Here is a 16695-nt window from a genome sequence, read left to right as displayed (position 1 = left end):
GGTCTAGAACCCCAGCCCGGGGCTTCGCCGGCGCCAGTTCCGACCCCCAGGGTTGGGGCAGAGGGGGCGGAACGCCGCTCGCGGTCTAGAACGAGCGTGGCACCGGTGCCACCAGCCAAGGGAAGGGCGCCGCGGGCGGGGGGTTGGGGCTCCCGTCTCTGGCTGTTGCCGTCCCCATCGGCTGGCGACAAGGGGAGACTGCCACGGCAAGCTGACCGCAGCCTGACAAAGATGCCGGGCATAACGATTTTTGGACGCCGTCACATTTTCGCCCCCTAGGCCTGGCATAACCAGCCCCGTGGCCTCGGTCCCGCGCGCCAGCCCGACCCACCGACCGCGCCCCGCATCCCGTCCTTGTAGACGGGCTGTTAACCTTCCGGGGCTAGGATCGGTGGTGCCGGGAACGCCGGCGCCGTTTGCCGCTTGCTCCATTTTGTATCCATTTCGGGCCGTTTTCCGCTCCGGAACCCTTCCGCATCGTCGCGGATGATGCGATAGAGTTCCGGCAGGCGGACGCCGCTGCACGAACATGCTGTCAGAACCTGAGTCAGATACCGCTCCCATGTTGACCTCCCTCTCGGCCGCGTCCGGTTCCACAGCGCAGCAGGCGGCGGCACCCGCGGGCAAGCGCCTGTCCATCGTCATCCCCATGCATAATGAGGAGGGCAACCTCGACGCCCTGTTCCAGCGGCTGGTTCCCGTGCTGGAGGGGATAGGGCTGGCGTTCGAGATCATCTGCGTGGATGACGGCTCACGCGATGGCACCTTCGCCGCGCTGACCGCGCACCAGGCGCGGGAGCCCCGGCTGAAGCTGTTACGCCTGTCGCGCAACTTCGGGAAGGAGGCGGCGATGTCCGCCGGGCTGAGCCATGCCAGCGGCGACGCCGTGGTGCTGATGGATGGCGACCTGCAGCATCCGCCCGAAACCATCGTCACCTTCGTGGAGCAATGGCGCCAGGGCATGCAGATGGTTTACGGCGTCCGCGCCAGCCGCCTGACCGACCCCTGGATGCGCCGCTTCCTGACCAAGCTCTATTACCGCCTGCTGGACAAGATGTCCGAGGTGACTCTGCCGCGCGGCGCGGGCGACTTCCGCCTGCTGGACCGCAGCGTGGTCGACGCCCTGAACGCCATGCCGGAGCGCAACCGCTTCATGAAGGGCCTGTTCAGCTGGGTCGGCTTCCGCCAGGTGGCAGTGCCGTTCGAGGTGGCGCAGCGCCATGCCGGCGCCACCTCCTTCAATTTCTGGCGCCTGCTGCGTTTCGGCCTGGACGGCGTCGCCTCGTTCAGCAACGTGCCGCTGCGCGTCTGGTCCTGGCTGGGCATCGCGTTGTCGGTGCCGTCCTTCTTCTATGGCCTGGTCATCATCACCAAGACCATCATGTTCGGCCGTGACACGCCCGGTTATGCCTCGCTCATGGTGGCGGTGCTGTTCCTGGGGGGCGTGCAGCTGATCGGCCTGGGCGTGCTGGGCGACTATCTCGGCCGCGTCTTCACCGAGGTGAAGGGCCGGCCCATGTACCTGGTGAATGAGAAGGTTGGGTTCGATGACGCGCCGGCACGCGGTGGCGCATCGCCCAGCGTTGTCGGGGGGCACCCCTGACCTCCATGACCTTGGCCCGCTCGTCCGACACCGCCGACGCCCTGCCTGCCGTATCGCCCACCCCGGCTATCGGCGCTGGCCGCATGCTGCCGGCCGGCGCCCGCCTGGGCAAGCCCGCCGGGGCGCCCCTGTGGCGCCGCCTGTCGCCTTGGGACATCGCCTTCTGGCTGGTCCTGGCGGTGGCGGTCGTGATCGTGTCCTGCACCTTCCCCGACTTCGGCATCACCTTTGACGAGCCGCTGCACGTCGAATACGGCCAGCGGGCGCTGGAATGGTACGCCTCGCTGGGCAAGGACCGGGCGGTGCTGGAGTTCCAGAACCTCTATCTCTACGGCGCCCTGTTCGACACCGTGGAGGCGCTGTTCGAGAACGTGCTGCCCCTGGATGTCTATGCCACCCGCCGCCTGATCGGCGGCCTGACCGGCCTGCTGGGCGTGCTGGCGGTGCGCCGCATCGCCCGCGATATCGCGGGGGAGGAGACGGGCGCCCGCGCCGGGTTGATCGCCGGCCTGTGCCTGATGCTGATTCCCGACTGGTGGGGGCATTCCTTCGCCAATCCCAAGGATGTGCCTTTCGCCGTGGCCGCCGCCTGGACCCTGTCCTGGCTGGTACGGGTGGGCCGCGGCCTGGACGAATCGCCCCGGGGGCCTTCCCTCGGCGCCGTCGCCATGCTGGGCCTGTGCTTCGGCATGGCCCTGGGCATCCGCGTGGGCGGCGTGCTGCTGGCCGGACCCATCGGCCTGGTCATGCTGGCGCATGTCGCCAAGGGCATCCTGGCGGGCGATGGCGCGCGCCAGGCCGGGGCCACCGCCTGGCGCCTGGTGCGGCGCCTGTGGATCGCCGCCCCCATCGCCTATGGGGTCATGATCGCCGCATGGCCCTGGGCCCAGGTCGATCCCCTGCGCCACCCGGTGGAGGCGCTGGCGGAATTCTCCAAGTTCCCCATGGACTTCACCTTCACCTTCGCTGGCGTGCAGGTCCGCACCACCAACCTGCCCTGGTGGTATCTGCCCGTGGGCTTCGGCGTGAAGCTGCCCGAGGTGGAACTGCTGGGCCTGTTCGCCGCCGCCTTCTTCGCGGCCAGGACGGCGCTGCGCCGGCCCTTCCCGGCGGGGGTTCGGCTGGACGGCGTGGCCCTCACCACCGCCGTGCTGTTGCCGCCGGCGGCGGTGGTGGCGACCGACGCCGTGCTTTATGACGGCATCCGCCACATGCTGTTCCTGATGCCGCCCCTGGCCACGGCCGCCGGCCTTGGCTTGAACGGCCTGCTGACCCGACTGCCCCCGCGCTGGCCGCGCCTGGGGTGGCTGAAGCCCGCCTTGGGGGCTGTTCTGCTGGCCTGCGCCGGCATCCAGGTCGCCTTCATGGCCCACCTGCACCCCTATGAGACCATCTGGTTCAACCGCTTCGTCGGTGGCGTGCGCGGGGCGGGACCGAAGTTCGAGCTGGATTACTGGGGCAGTTCCCTGTCCGAGGCGGCCAAGCGCCTGACCGACACCATGGTCAAGCTGGAGGGGCCGCAGGCCTTGACCCAGCCCTACCGCATCCGCGTTTGCGGCCCGCCCACCTCGGTGTTCCACTACCTGCCGCCGGCGTGGAAGCCCACGCGGCGCAACACCGGCCCGGTGGATTTCTACCTTGCCTTCACCCGCTGGGCCTGCAAGGAAATCCCGGCGGGCCAGGACATCGTGCGCATCGAGCGCGATGGCGAGGTCCTGGCCTATGTGCGTGACTTGCGGGAGCCGCCACAGTAAGGAGCGGCCTCCCGATTTGGGAGAGGATCGCCAGATGAAGCTGTTCGGCCTCGCGGGCTGGAGCGGTTCGGGCAAGACCACCCTGATGGTCCAGTTGATCCCGGAGCTGACGGGGCGCGGCTATCGCGTTTCCACCCTCAAGCATGCCCATCATGATTTCGACGTGGACCAGCCGGGCAAGGACAGCTATCGGCACCGCACGGCCGGCGCGACCGAGGTGCTGGTGGCCTCTTCCCGGCGCTGGGCGCTGATGCACGAGCTGCGCGGCGCGCCCGAGCCGACCTTGGCCGACCTGGTGTCCAAGCTGTCGCCGGTGGACCTGGTGCTGGTGGAGGGGTTCAAGCGCGACCCCATCCCCAAGCTGGAAATCTGGCGGGCGGAGAACGGCAAGGCGCCGCTGTTCCCGGAGGACCCCACGGTGGTGGCCCTGGCCGCCGACGATCCCTTGCCCCCGCCGCTCTCAGGAGCGGAGGGGCGGGCGGCGCCGCTGCCCCGCTTCGCCCTGGACGCGGTGCCGGCCATCGCCACCTTCATCCTGGCCCATGTCGGCCTGCCGCCCTACGGGCCATAAGGACGGGTCTATCCCATGCCAGGCGCCACCGATTGCTTTTCCACCCCCTTGCTCAGCGTTGACCAGGCGCGGGATCGCCTGTTGCGCTCCGTCGCCTGCGTCGCGGGCGTGGAGATGGTGGCGCTGGACGCCGCCGATGGCCGCATCCTGGCCGGTGACCTGGTGGCGGCGCACAGCCTGCCGCCCTTCGCCCAGGCCGCCATGGATGGCTATGCCCTGGACCACCGCGACGTGGCCGGCGTGCCGGCGGGCCTGGTGCGTCTGCCCCTGTCGGGCCGGGTGGCGGCGGGCGATGCGCCGGGCCCCCTGACGCCCGGCACCGCCGTCCGCATCTTCACCGGCGCCCCCCTTCCCCAGGGGGCGGACACCGTGCTGATGCAGGAGGACGCCGCGCTGGACGGCGACGTCCTGCTGGCGCCGCCCGGCCTGGCGGCCGGCCGCCATTGCCGCGCGGTGGGGGAGGATATCGCCGCCGGCGCCGTGGCCCTGGCCGCCGGGTATCGCCTGACCCCGGCGGCGGTGGCGCTGGCCGCGGCCCTGGGTGAACAGGCCCTGGCGGTCCGTACCCCCCTGACTGTGGCCCTGCTGTCGACGGGGAACGAGGTGCAGCCCGCCGGCGCCCCCCTTCCCCCCGGTGCCATCCATGACGCCAATGGCCCCCTGCTGGCGGCCCTGTTGCGCCGCCTGGGGTGCCGCGTGGTGCGGGCGGGCATCGTGGGCGATAGCCGGGATGCCCTCAAGGCCACCCTGTCGGGCCTCAAGGCCGACCTCATCCTCAGCAGCGGCGGGGTTTCGGCCGGGGAGGAGGATCACGTCAAGGCGGTGGTGGCCGACCTGGGCGGCATCGCCTTCTGGCGCCTGGCGCTCAAGCCGGGCAAGCCGCTGGCGTTTGGTCACATCGGGGGTGGTCACATTGGGGCCACGCCTTTCCTGGGCCTGCCCGGCAACCCCTTCGCGGCCTTCGCCGCCTTCCTGGCGCTGGGCCGCCCCCTGGTGCAGCGCCTGGCCGGCGAAACCGTCACCGATCCGCGGCGCATCACCGTGCGCTGTGGGTTCAGCCATGCCCGTGCCCCAGGCAAGCGGGAGTATCTGCGGGTGACGCTACGGCAGGAGGGAGCGGAAACCGTGGCCCATCAGGTCGGCGCCGGGGGCAGCGCCGCCTTGTCCTCCCTGGCCCAGGCTGACGCCGTGGCGGAGGTGGAGGACGCGCGCGACAGCCTGCGTCCCGGCGACCCGCTGACGATCATCCCCCTGCACGGGCTGTTCTGACGGGCACGTTTATCTCATTACGCCGTGTCATCACGCCACCAGGGCCAGCATGGCCAGCAACAGGAACAGGGTCTTGCGTATCATCGCGGGGCCTTTCGTCCGGCGGCGGAAAGGTCGATGTGCGGATGGTCTGCACGTGGCCTAGGGGGCGCCGGGCCGTTCCGCCGCACCCTATGGGTTATCGGCAAGGAGCATCAGCACCACCCTTGGTGACGGGCGTGAGCATGCCGGTGAACGCGGTCGGCCGCAACCTAGCGCGTGTGCGTTGCCCTGCCGTTGGCCTGTGACAATTCCGGGGCGGCCACGGTGACGGGGGCGCTGGCCTGGATGGCGCCGCCTTCGCCGCGTAGGGTCAGGACGTAGCGGCCCGGCGGCAAGTAGAGCGGCAGCACCTCACCCGGCCGCAGGAACAGGCGGTCATAGGGCGCGGTGTCGGTGGGCTGGCCGGGCTTGCGCGCCTCCACCACCCCGTCGCCGTCCTTGGGCAGCAAGGCCGCCGGGATGGCCACGGGCTGGCCCAGCCAATGGCGGGAGACGCCGGCGGCGGCGGTCAGGTCATCGCCCCTGGGAAGGGGCATATAGACCTGCACATCGACATGGCCCACAGCGCTGGCAATGACACGGGGGGTGCCATCTGGGGTCACATAGGTGACGGCCGCAGCCTGCGCGTCCGCGCGCTGGCATCCCGTGGTGTCGACGGTCAACGGGTCGATGCCGGTACGCTGCTTTAATACCTCCGCCATCCAGGGGGTATGCGCCGGCCCACTCAGGCCTTTGTTGACATGGCCCCAGCCAGCCAGGACCAACAATTTCCCGTCCGCTGGCATATGGGTCAGGGTGTCCGCCAGCCGCGCCGCTTCCACCCGCTCCCGCGAGGCGATGCGCTGTTCCCTGTCGCCATCCTGGTCGGCGAGGGACGCTTCGTCATAAGGCACCAGGGTGAAGCCCAGGGCCATCGCCCGGCGGATGACGGCGGCGAAGGTCGGCTCGCCGAGATAGGGGGCGAAGCCCTTGCCTCCAGCGAAGGATTCGCGCACTTCCCCGCTGGTCCAGTCATCGCCGCGCGGCGACAGGGCCTCCAGCGCCAGATGGGTGAAGCCCATCTGGCGCAGGCGGGGCAGGACCGCCAGCCAGAAGGCGCGGGAGGTCGGGGCGAAATGGTTCTCGTTGATCATCACCACGCGGCGGTCCTGTGCCAGGCGTGACAGCAGATCCAGCGGGTCGGTGGGTATTCCCTCCTGCGCGACCACGTCGCATCCGGGGTTTCCATGCAGGCGGCCTGCGGCCCAGGCCAGGTCTGGGCGCCCCAGGCGCGCATATTGCGTGGCGAGGGCCTGAGCCATAGCTGGGCCCGCCGCGCTGTAGGCGTGGATCTCCCCGATGAAGTCCCCCGCCGCAAGGCGTTCGGAGCGTTGCAAGGGCAGATGGGCCCCCACGGTCTGCGTGTTCTCTTGCGCCAACACCGACGTTGTCACCAGGCAGGCGGCCACGGCCACGCCCATCCACCGTCGCGTCATTTCGAAGCCCCCACGGTCCGCGCCACGTTGGCTCCAGCGTCCTTACCCTGCGGTGGGGCGGCCACGGTGAGGGGGGCGCTGGCCTGAATGGCGCCGCCTTCGCCCCGCAGTGTCAGGACGTAGCGGCCGGGCGGCAGGTAGAGCGGCAGCACCTCGCCCCGCCGCAGGAACAGGCGGTCATAGGGCGCGGTGTCGGCGGGCTGGCCGGGCTTGCGTGCCTCCACCACCCCGTCGCCACCCTTGGGCAGCAGGGCCGCCGGGATGGCCACGGGTTGGCCCAGCCAATGGCGGGAGACGCCGGCGGCGGCCACCGGATCGGCACCCACCGCCTGGGGCACATGCACCTGCAGATCGACGTGGCCGACGTAGGACGGGGTGATGCGGTCGCTGCCGTCTGGGTTCAGATAGGTGGTGGCGGAGGAGGTCGCGTCCGGGCGCTGACAGGCGGTGGTATCGACGGTCAGCGGGTCGATACCGGTGCGCTGCTTGAAAGCCTCCGCCATCCAGGGCACCTGGCCGCGCATGCCCTTGTCGACATGCCCCCAGCCGGCCAGCACCAGCAGTTTGCCGTCCGGTGGCATGCGGGCCAGGACCTCCGCCAGGCGCGCCGCCTCCACCCGTTCCCGCAATTCCGTCCTTAAATCAGGGTCTTGGTTCATGACGTCCATATCGTCATAGGGAACGAGGTCGAAGCCCAGGGCCATGGCCTTGCGGATGACGGCGGCGAAGGTCGGTTCGCTGAGATAGGGGGTGAAGTACGGATGATCATCATAAATCCCCCGCTCCCGCACTTCGCCGGCCTGCCAGTCGCTGCCATCGATGGAGAGTGCCTCCATGGCCACATGAGTGAAGCCCATCTGGCGCAGGCGGGGCAGGGCCGCCAGCCAAAAGGCGCGCGAGGCGGGGGCGATATGGTTCTCATTGATCATCACCACCCGGCGGTCTCGCGCCCGGGATAGCAGCGTTTGCAAGGGATCGGCGGCGACCCCTTGGGCGGCTTCGTCACAGTCTTTACGGCCCCGGCGCTTCCAGGCTATCCAGGCCAAGTCCGGTCGGCCCAGCCGGGCATATTGCGTCGCCAGGCTTTGGCTCATGAGATCGGAGTCTTTCTCCCGTGCGGCGGCGGCTTCATAGACATGGATTTCGCCGACGAAGTCGCCAGCGGCGAGGCGATCCCCCCGCTCAAAGGGCAGGTCAACAGCAGCGGGGGCGCTTGCCGGCGATGCGGATTCTTGCGCCATCGCGGGCAAGGTGCCCATCGCCCAAGCCGCCGCCAGAAATCCCCAATACCCCCACCCTGCCATGCCCTGCCCCCGCGTCCCCTGGTTGCGGACAGGGTATGGTTAATGGGGAGGGGCGGCAACCTATGGCGTGTGCGGCGGCTATTTCTTCGCCTGGCCTGGTCGATTATGTCGCAGCACCCAGCCCGCCAGTTCATCCAGCGGGGCGGGGTGCCCGTCGCCGTCGCGGAAGCGCACGCGGACGGTGTGGCCGGGCCAGGTCACGGTCAATTGGGTTTCCAGGGCGTCGGGATAGCCGGGGCCGGGGTAATCCGCCGGCTGCCCGGCCAGGTCGGCGGCCTGCACCAGGCGTTGCAGGGCTTGGCGCTCCGCCGCGTCCAGGCCCGCCACCTCCACGCTGATCGCGGGCCGGCGTAGGGGGAAGGCCAGGCCGCCCTGGCGCTGGCACTCGATGACGACAGGCAGGGGCGGGGCAGGTGGGGGCGGGTCGGCGGTCATGGCGGCAGCATGGGGTCAAAGGCCCACGGCCGTCCAGGCGTCGTCCACCGCCTTGGCGGCGGCGGTTCCATGCTTCTGCGCCACCTCGCGCGTGGCGGCGGCCGCGTCCTTGAATTCCGACCACAGTTGCAGGCGGGTGGTCAGGGTCTCGTACCAGATCAGGCCCGCCACCTCCCACGCCTTGCCGCCAATGGCGGTGGCCGCCAGGTAGAAGGCGTGGTTGGGGATGCCGGAATTGATATGGACGCCGTAATTGTCGTCGGACCCGCTGTAATAGTCCTTCATGGTGGCGGGCTGCGGGTCCTTGCCCAGGGTGGGGTCGTCATAGGCGGTGCCCGGCGCCTTCATGGACCTCAGGGCGGTGCGGTTGGTGCCGGCCTTGGGGATCAGCAGCCCCTCGCCGATCAGCCAGTCGGCCTGGTCGGCCGTATCGCCGGCGGCGTACTGCTTGATCAGCGACCCGAACACGTCGGAGAAGGATTCGTTCAGCGCGCCCGACTGGCTGGAATAGGTCAGGCCGGCGGTGAACTGGGTGACGCCGTGGGTCAGCTCGTGCCCAATGACGTCCAGGCACTTGGTGAAGCGGTCGAAGATCTCACCATCCCCGTCGCCGTACACCATCTGCTGGCCGTTCCAGAAGGCGTTGTCGTAGTCGGTGCTGTAATGCACCGTGGAAACCAGGCGCATGCCCTTGTCGTCCACGGAGTTGCGCTTCATCACGTCGAAATAGAAATCATAGGTCGTGCCGGCGTAGTCGTAGGCCTCGTTCACGGCCACGTCCTGGCCCGCCGCCTGGCCCTCCGACCGGACCAAGGTGCCGGGCAGGTCGCCGCCATGCTGGGCGTCATAGACGGTGCGCCGCTTGGTACCTGTGCCCAGGCCCGCGAAGGCGAACTGGTTCATGGCGGTACGCATGCCGCGCAACTGGCCCTGGTGATACAGGTTGCGCAGGGCCCGCCGACGCATCGCCGGGTCGGGGGCGTTGGTCGCCACATGCTCCGTCATGTAGGGTGGGATGATGTAACAGATATGCGGGGGGCAGCCGGCGTGCTGGCACATGGGGCGGGCCTTTCAGCGCTGGTGGGGGGGCCAGCGTGGCACCGCGATGGGGTCGCCGGAATAGTCGCCTAGGGCATACCCCGGCCGGGGGCGCCCGGCGCCACGCCGCTTAACCCCTTCGACAGCGCCTCGGCGGTGACCAGGTCGTCCGGCGTGTTGACATTGAAAAAGGGATCGACCGGCAGGGCCGGGAAATCCACCTCGGCCAGCGGCTGGCGTGCCAGGAAGGCGCCGACCTTGCGCAAGCCCTCCTCCACCAGCGCCCGACGCAGGGGGGCGGCCAGCGCCACGGGCCACAGCGCCACCACCGGATGCCGCTGCCCGGCCGACGCGGCGATGGCCACACCGCCCGGCGGCGCCACCGCCACCAGCCGCGCCGCCAAATCCCGGGGCAGGAAGGGGCAGTCGGCCGGCACGCTCAGCACATGGGTGTAGCCGCCCTGGGCACTGGCGTGGTCCAGGCCCGCCAGCACACCGGCCAGGGGCCCGGGATGCCCCGGTACGTCGTCCGCCAGGATGGGCAGACCCTGGTCATGATAGCGGGCGGGGTCGCCGTTGGCGTTCAGGGCCAGGGCCGCGACCTGCGGCGCCAGCCGGCTGCGCACATGGGCCAGCAGGGGCTGCCCGGCCAGGGTCAGCCGCGCCTTGTCCACGGCTTGCCCCTCGCCGCCGCCGAAGCGACGGGCCAGACCGCCGGCCAGGATCAGGCCCAGGATGTGGATCGTTTCGCTCACGGAATGTAAAGCGCGCGGAAGTCGTTGACGTTGGTGCGGGTGGGGCCCGTCACCACCAGGTCGCCCAGGGCCTGGAAAAAGCCGTAGCCGTCGTTATTGGCCAGGTGGGCCGCCGCATCGATCCCCAGCGCCTGCGCCCGCGCCAGGGTGTCCGGCGTCAGCAGGGCGCCGGCGTTGTCCTCCGTGCCGTCGATGCCGTCGGTGTCGCAAGCCAGGGCCCAGACGGGGTCGCCCTTCAGCGCCACGGCCAGGGCCAGCAGGAACTCGGCATTGCGGCCGCCGCGCCCCTGGCCGCGCACGGTCACGCTGGTCTCCCCGCCTGACAGCAGGACGCAGGGGCGGGGCAGGGGCTGGCCGTGGCGCAGACAGCCGCGGGCGATGCCGGCATGGACCTTGGCCACCTCCGCCGCCTCGCCCTCCAGGTCGTCGCCCAGCACCAGGGGCGTCACGCCGGCGGCGCGGGCCACCTGGGCGGCGGCCTCCAGCGCCTGGATGGGCGTGGCCGCCAGGGTGTAGCGCGCATGCGGCAGGCTGCCGGGCTTAGGCGTCTCATTGGCCAGGTCGTCCAGCGCCGCCCGGATGCTGGGCGCGGGCTCGATGCCATAGCGCGCCAGCACGGCGCGGGCGTCGGCCAGGGTGGTGGCATCCGGCACGGTGGGGCCGGAGGCGATGGTGCCGGGATCGTCGCCCGGCACGTCGGACACGGCCAGGGTCACCACCGGGGCTTGGCTCACCGCCGCCAGGCGTCCGCCCTTGAAGCGCGACAGGTGCTTGCGCACCGTGTTGATCTCACCGATGGCGGCACCGCTGCGCAGCAGGGCCTTGGTCAGGGCCTGCTTGTCGGCCAGCGTCACGCCGGGGGCCGGCGCGACCATCAGGGCGGACCCGCCGCCCGACAGCAGGCACAGCAGAAGGTCGTCCGGGGTCAGCGCCGCCGCCAGGTCCAGCGCCTGGGCGGCGGCCTTCATGCCCGCCGCGTCGGGCGTCGGGTGCGCCGCCTCCACCAGGGTGATGCGGCGGAGGTCCTGGCCGTGGTGGTAGCGGGTGACAGCCAGGCCGGACAGGGGGCCGTCGGATTGGGGGGCCTCGCCCCAGGCCCGTTCCGCCACCGCCGCCATGGCGGCGGCCCCCTTGCCGGCGGCGATGACCAGGGTGCGGCCCTTGGGCCGGGGCAGGGCCTCCGGCGTCAGCAGCCGGGGCAGGATGGTGTCGGCCGACACGGCGTCGAGCCCCGCCTGGAACAGTTGGCGCAGGAAGGCGGCCGGGTCGGACGGCGGTATGGTCATTGGGGCGGCTCCTTGACCTGTTCAACCTTGGGGCCCTGTTCAACTTTGGGGACCTGTTCCACCTTGGGGGCAGGCGCCGCCTTGGGCTCGGGCTTGCCCGAGTCAGGCTTGCCCGAGTCAGGCTTGGTGGCCTCAGGCTTGACGGCCGGCTTCTCCTCCGGTGGCTTGGCCTTGTCCGGCGGGGCGTCGAAGCGGGGGGATTTGGCGATGAACCGGCCCTTATCCAGCGCATGCGACAGCACCAGCGATTCCAGGGCGCCGGCCGGCTGGTCCGGGTTCAGGTCCAGCGTGTCCTTATTCAGGGCGTAAATGGTGAAGACGTAGCGGTGGGTCTGCCCCGCTGGCGGGCAGGGGCCGCCATAGCCCTTGGGGCCGAAATCGTTCAAGGCCTGTACGGCCCCCTGGGGCAGGCCCTTGCCGTCGGCCGCCCCGGCGCCGGCCGGCAGGCTATGCACCCCCGCCGGGATGTTGAACACCATCCAGTGGCGGAAGCCCTTCTTCACGTCGGCGTCCATGACGATCAGGGCGAAGCTCTTGGCCATCGGCGCCTCTCCCCCCCAACGCAGGGCGGGGGACAGGTTCTTGCCGCCGCAGCCGTCACGGTCCCAGGCCTGCGGCGCCGCCAGGGTGCCGTCCGCCGCCAGGTCCGGGCTGCTCAGCCACATGCCGGCCTGCGCCTCGCCCGCCGCCAGGCCGGCGGCCAGGGTCAGGGCTATCGCCAGCCGGCGCGGCATGCTCACACCCGCTCCGACAGGCGCCGCTCCCGCAAGGGGCGCTTCACCCGGGCCAGGTTCTCACCCATGGCCGTCCCCTGGCGCAGGGCGACGGCCACCTGCAGCACGTCGATGACGGCCAGGTGCGACAGGCGCGAGGTGCGCGGGGTGTAGATGCTGGTGTCCTCATCCACATCCACCAGCAGGGGCACGGTCGCCCGCTCCGCCAGCGGCGACCCGCCGGAGGTGATGGCCACCACCGGCGCCCCGCCGTCCAGCGCCAGATCGACGGAGCGCAGCAGCTCCCGCGTACGCCCCGTGTGGGAAATGGCGATGACGGCGCCGTCGGGGCCCAGGATGCTGGCGGCCATGGCCTGCACGTGCACGTCGGTATGGGCGATGACGGGCACGCCCAGGCGGAAGAACTTGTTCTGCGCGTCCTGCGCCACGACGCCGGAGGCGCCGAACCCGTAAATCTCGATGCGGCGGGCGGCGGCCAGGATGTCCACCGCGCGGCTCAGGTTTTCGGTGTTCAACTGGTTGCGCATGCGGGAAAAGGCGCTGATGGCCCGGCCGATGACCTTGGCCGCCACCTCCGCCACCGGGTCGTCGGGCATGAGGTCGGCATCGACGAAGGGCGTGCCCGTGGCCAAATCCTGCGCCAGGCGCAGCTTGAAGTCCTGATAGCCGCTGCACCCGATGGACCGGCAGAAGCGCACCACGGTGGGCTGGCTGACGTCGGCCTCGCGCGCCACCTCCGCCACCGAGGCGGTGACGACGGCGTGTGGCCGCTTCAGGACGATTTCCGCGATCTTGCGCTCCGAAGGACGCAAGCCGTCCATCATCCCGCGTATGCGACCCAGCATGAAGCTAACCCCCGACCCTGCCGATGACGTGGCGAACGATGACGTGGCGAAGGAACCAGGCACGCTGCGGCGGCGTTCCTCCCCGTTTGTAGTGAAATTACCGGAAATTGTGCGGCCGTGTCACGCGCGCCGTGGCACTGGTTCCATAAGGGCTAAAGGCCGGCCACCCGCTGGACCGTCCAGAACAGCCCGGTGGCGGCGATGGCGGAGGAGGCGGGGATGACCACGCGGCGGCGGTACCACGGCTTGTCCGTGTATCCCCCTGAAGCGCAGGCCAGGGCCACGGCGCCATAGGCGGCGGCGATGATGGACAGTTGCGCTAGCTCGATGCCGGCGTTGAAGCTGACCAGGGCGGGGATGATGTCGCGCCGGGCCAGGCGCAGGTCGGCCAGCGCGCCGGCGAAGCCCATGCCGTGCAGCAGGCCGAAGCCGAAGACCACCAGGGGCCGCCACGGCGTCAGCCGCGCGGTCAGCAAATTCTCCACCGCGACATAGGCGACCGACAGGGCGATCAACGGCTCCACAACCCGCGACGGCAGGCTGATGACCCCGTACAAGGTCAGGCCCAGGGTGACAGAATGGGCCAGGGTGAAGGCCGTGACCTGCACCAGGATGGAGCGCAGGCGCGTGCTCAGCAGAAAGATGCCCAGCACGAACAGGATATGGTCCAACCCCTCCGGCAGGATGTGCAGGAAGCCCAGCGCCAGATACTGGGCCGCCAGTTGGGGCAGGGCTACCGGCGTCGGGTTGGCGGCCAGGTCGAAGGGGGCGCTGGTGGCGTCGCCCTCCAGCCATTGGGTCCGCGCCGCGCCGCCGGCGGCATCGGTGAAGACGACGCCATAGGTGCTGTGCACCAGGCCGTAGCGCCAGGTGAGGGCGCGGGTGCCGGGCGGCAGGGTGCCGCTGGCCCGCAGCACCACGAAGGCCGGCAGGGTGATGTCGCTGGGCATCTCCACCCGCTCCACCATCACAGTGGTGGGCCGGGGGGTGCCATCGGCACGCACCTCCACCTGGGCGGCGATGGCGGCGCTGTGGCCGGGCAGGATGGCGGCCACCCGCTCCGCCGTCAGATCGTGGCTCAGCGGCTGGCCGGCCGCCGCCTCCAGCCGGTTCACCAGCGCGGTTGGGGCCGTGGTGATGACGGCGGACCAGGTTTCCCCGGGGCCCGTCGACAGCTGTACCTGCGTGGTGCCGATCTCATGGGCCTGGGCGGCGCCCCCAAGCCATGCCAGCGCCAGCAGTGCCGCGCACAGCCGGCGGATCATGACGCCCTCCCGGGCGCGGGCTGGGCTGGGCCGGGCCAATCGAAGGTCAGTGAGGCCCAATGGCTTTCCCAGTCCCGCGCGTGCAGCCAGCGGGCCAGCATGCCCGCCCGCACCATGTGCACCGACCGCACTAGCCAGACGCCGCCGCGCCGCAAGGGGAAGGTGAACGCGCCCCGCGCGTCGCTGCGGGTGGCCAGACGCGCCGTCGGCTCGCCCTGCAAATGGGCGGTGACGACCGCGCCCGCCACCGGTTGGCCCTGGAACAGCACATGGCCGCGCAGGGGCGCGCCTCCAGGCACGGTGGGGTCGGTGTCGGGCACGATCTCATAGGTGAAGCCCAGGGGGCGGGTGACGGCGGGATCGGGAGCAGCGCCGGCCAGCAGCGACTTGGCATAGCGGTAGAAACATTCGCGCCCGGCCAGGCCGCTTTCGCCCCGCCGTTCCCGATCCACCACGATGGATTCCAGCCCGTATTGCCGCAGGTAGGCGGTGAAGCGGTCGGCCGGCAGGGTAAGGTCGCTGCCGGTGCTGGTGTAGGCGATCAGCGCCGTGGTCCGGCCATCAGCCCGCACGAAGCCCGCCGGATCGATATTGTCGGCGCCGCTGATCGCCTGTTCCTCCCCCGCCTGGCGGATGAAAAAGCGGTCGATCAGGCTGGCGGTGCGGGGCACCGGGTCGCCGATGAAATCCTCCCCCACGCGCAGTCCCACAGCCACGGCGGTGCCGGGACCGGGCCGGAAGGACGACGGCTCGATCCAGAAGTCGTGCGCCAGGGCGCCGGCCCCCCAGGCGAGCGCCCACAATGCCAGCAGCCCCGCCAACCCTCTCCGCGGCCCACGCCGGGACATCGTCATCAGGCGTCGACCCGGCGCCACCACCACCGGATCAAATGCCGGATCAGGCGCCGGATGATCTCCACCACCCCCCACGCCACCAGGAACAGCACGACCAGACCCAGGATGACCCAGGGCAGCACGCTGTGGGCATTGGAGGGCGCCGGCTTCTGGTCCGGCCACTGCTGGGCCAGGTAGGGCCACTCGGCGGTGAAGGGCTTGTCGTTCACGGTGGCGCGGGGCCAACCGCCCTCGATGAAGGAAATCTCCTGCAGCAGGCAGTCGCCGAAGGCGCAGGTCTGCGCCACCACGTCATCGGTCAGCAGGCGGCCGTTGGGATACCCCACCGGGAAACGGTCAGTATAGACCATGACGTCGGGCTGCAGGTCGTAGGGCCGCAGCTGCAGGGTGAACTGCAGGAAATCGGCCGCCGCCACCGCCCACCATTCCTTGGCGCTGTGCAGGTAGTTGTAGATATTGTCCAGCTTGGCCTTGCGCGCCATCAGCGCCTTCAACTGGTCCTTGGGGGCCATGGTGTTGATGAAGCCGAAGCGCGGCAGCTGGGTGCGGATGGACCGGCCGACATGGTCGATCTCCGTCCCGTCCTTCGCCGTGGTGCCCCACAGGATGAAGTCGTGCTGGTCCGCCGGGAACGCGCTCTTGGGGATGCGCATGACCATGGCGATGACGTTCTTCTTGAAGAAGCGCGGGAAGACGAAGGGATCGTCGCGCACGCCGAAGTAGGTCTTGATCTTGTCGGTGTCCTTCAGCCCGGTGTAGGTGACGCTTTTCAGCGTCACGTCATCCTGCAGCTTCACCTTGATGGTGACGTCGGGATGGATCTGGTCGGGCACCAGCACGGTGCCGCCATAGCGGGCGCGGATGGCCGCATCCTGGAAGGACAGCGGCGTGGTGAGGTCCATATGGATCTCATAGTCGTACGGCGCCAGGTCGTAGGGCTTGGGCGCCAGCAGGGCGCGGTTGACGTCGAAGATCAGGATCATGTCGTCCCCGTCTGGGTAGAAGAACAGATCCGTGATGTTGGCGGTCGGGTCCGTCAGGTTCGTGGGGTCGGCGTGGTCCGATGCGCGCGCCGGTTGTGGCGCGCCCAGGCCCAGCAGCACCAGGACGGCCGCCCCCATGATTCCCGCCCATGGCAGCGCCTTCTTTAACGTATTCAAGCCCATGTCCTGTAGGAACCGATGGCCCATCCTCATCCTCCGTCAATCCCGCCGCTGGCGGCTATTGGGCATCAACCATCTGATTATGAAAGGAAATGTGCGATATTCCGGCTCCCCTGCCTTATAGGGCGTCTACCTCTTTATGGGCAGAGACCACTGCACTTTAGGGATGGGATCGCCTTATACATTTCGAGATAAACGGTACAATAACCTGAGCAACATTTCCTGTAAGTTGTAGGTTTGGCTTGAGCCTAGTTCGCCCGGCGTATAATGTCCAGACCAACGAACAACCTTTCGGGGTGCGA

The 16695-nt window shown here is 69.9% G+C and carries 15 protein-coding genes; 4 read left to right on the top strand and 11 right to left on the bottom strand.

Features of this window, described 5'->3' with window-relative positions:
• Positions 1–562: 562 nt before the first annotated feature.
• Genes UCD39_RS02585 through UCD39_RS02570 form a run of 4 tightly spaced genes read left to right on the top strand, consistent with a single transcriptional unit; the run spans position 563 to position 5197 of the window.
• Positions 563–1603 (top strand): glycosyltransferase family 2 protein, encoded by a 1041-nt coding sequence (locus UCD39_RS02585; RefSeq protein ID WP_330494567.1) that lies wholly within the window; start codon positions 563–565, stop codon positions 1601–1603.
• Positions 1604–1608: 5 nt separating this feature from the next.
• Positions 1609–3357: a hypothetical protein gene (locus tag UCD39_RS02580; protein ID WP_330494566.1), complete on the top strand. Its 1749-nt coding sequence runs from the start codon at positions 1609–1611 to the stop codon at positions 3355–3357.
• A 34-nt stretch (positions 3358–3391) separates the two neighbouring features.
• Positions 3392–3928, top strand: a complete 537-nt coding sequence (gene mobB, locus UCD39_RS02575; protein WP_330494565.1) for a molybdopterin-guanine dinucleotide biosynthesis protein B — start codon at positions 3392–3394, stop codon at positions 3926–3928.
• A 15-nt stretch (positions 3929–3943) separates the two neighbouring features.
• Positions 3944–5197: a molybdopterin molybdotransferase MoeA gene (locus UCD39_RS02570; protein WP_330494564.1), complete on the top strand. Its 1254-nt coding sequence runs from the start codon at positions 3944–3946 to the stop codon at positions 5195–5197.
• 251 nt (positions 5198–5448) lie between these two features.
• Here UCD39_RS02570 and UCD39_RS02565 read toward each other — a convergent pair whose 3' ends face one another.
• From UCD39_RS02565 to UCD39_RS02515, 11 genes are all read right to left on the bottom strand, one after another.
• Positions 5449–6714, bottom strand: a complete 1266-nt coding sequence (locus UCD39_RS02565) for a hypothetical protein (protein ID WP_330494563.1) — start codon at positions 6712–6714, stop codon at positions 5449–5451.
• The gene (locus UCD39_RS02560; RefSeq protein ID WP_330494562.1) at positions 6711–7973 is read right to left on the bottom strand and encodes a hypothetical protein; all 1263 of its coding nucleotides are present in this window, start codon (positions 7971–7973) and stop codon (positions 6711–6713) included. The genes UCD39_RS02565 and UCD39_RS02560 overlap by 4 nt, the downstream gene beginning before the upstream one ends.
• Positions 7974–8096: 123 nt before the next feature.
• Positions 8097–8453, bottom strand: a complete 357-nt coding sequence (locus UCD39_RS02555) for a protealysin inhibitor emfourin (protein WP_330494561.1) — start codon at positions 8451–8453, stop codon at positions 8097–8099.
• A 15-nt stretch (positions 8454–8468) separates the two neighbouring features.
• On the bottom strand, positions 8469–9512 hold the full coding sequence (locus UCD39_RS02550) for a M4 family metallopeptidase (RefSeq protein WP_330494560.1): 1044 nt from the start codon (positions 9510–9512) through the stop codon (positions 8469–8471).
• 68 nt (positions 9513–9580) lie between these two features.
• On the bottom strand, positions 9581–10246 hold the full coding sequence (mobA, locus tag UCD39_RS02545) for a molybdenum cofactor guanylyltransferase MobA (RefSeq protein WP_330494559.1): 666 nt from the start codon (positions 10244–10246) through the stop codon (positions 9581–9583).
• Positions 10243–11532 carry a glycerate kinase type-2 family protein gene (locus tag UCD39_RS02540; protein ID WP_330494558.1) on the bottom strand — a complete coding sequence of 430 codons (1290 nt, stop codon included), beginning with the start codon at positions 11530–11532 and terminating at the stop codon, positions 10243–10245. Before UCD39_RS02540 ends, mobA begins: the two co-directional genes overlap by 4 nt.
• Complete coding sequence (locus UCD39_RS02535) at positions 11529–12266, bottom strand: YbhB/YbcL family Raf kinase inhibitor-like protein (RefSeq protein WP_330495477.1); 738 nt, start codon at positions 12264–12266, stop codon at positions 11529–11531. Before UCD39_RS02535 ends, UCD39_RS02540 begins: the two co-directional genes overlap by 4 nt.
• A gap of 2 nt (positions 12267–12268) precedes the next feature.
• On the bottom strand, positions 12269–13111 hold the full coding sequence (gene hexR, locus UCD39_RS02530; protein ID WP_145732134.1) for a transcriptional regulator HexR: 843 nt from the start codon (positions 13109–13111) through the stop codon (positions 12269–12271).
• A 152-nt stretch (positions 13112–13263) separates the two neighbouring features.
• Positions 13264–14376, bottom strand: coding sequence for a HupE/UreJ family protein (locus UCD39_RS02525; protein ID WP_330494557.1), 1113 nt, complete (start codon positions 14374–14376; stop codon positions 13264–13266).
• On the bottom strand, positions 14373–15197 hold the full coding sequence (locus UCD39_RS02520; protein ID WP_330494556.1) for a DUF4198 domain-containing protein: 825 nt from the start codon (positions 15195–15197) through the stop codon (positions 14373–14375). The genes UCD39_RS02525 and UCD39_RS02520 overlap by 4 nt, the downstream gene beginning before the upstream one ends.
• Before the next feature lie 32 nt (positions 15198–15229).
• The gene (locus UCD39_RS02515; protein ID WP_330494555.1) at positions 15230–16351 is read right to left on the bottom strand and encodes a hypothetical protein; all 1122 of its coding nucleotides are present in this window, start codon (positions 16349–16351) and stop codon (positions 15230–15232) included.
• Positions 16352–16695 lie beyond the last annotated feature (344 nt).

Origin of the sequence: Nitrospirillum karajorum (assembly GCF_036348415.1) — a bacterium.
GTDB classification, from domain to species: domain Bacteria; phylum Pseudomonadota; class Alphaproteobacteria; order Azospirillales; family Azospirillaceae; genus Nitrospirillum; species Nitrospirillum amazonense_B.
This window is presented reverse-complemented; position numbering and strand designations above follow the sequence as displayed.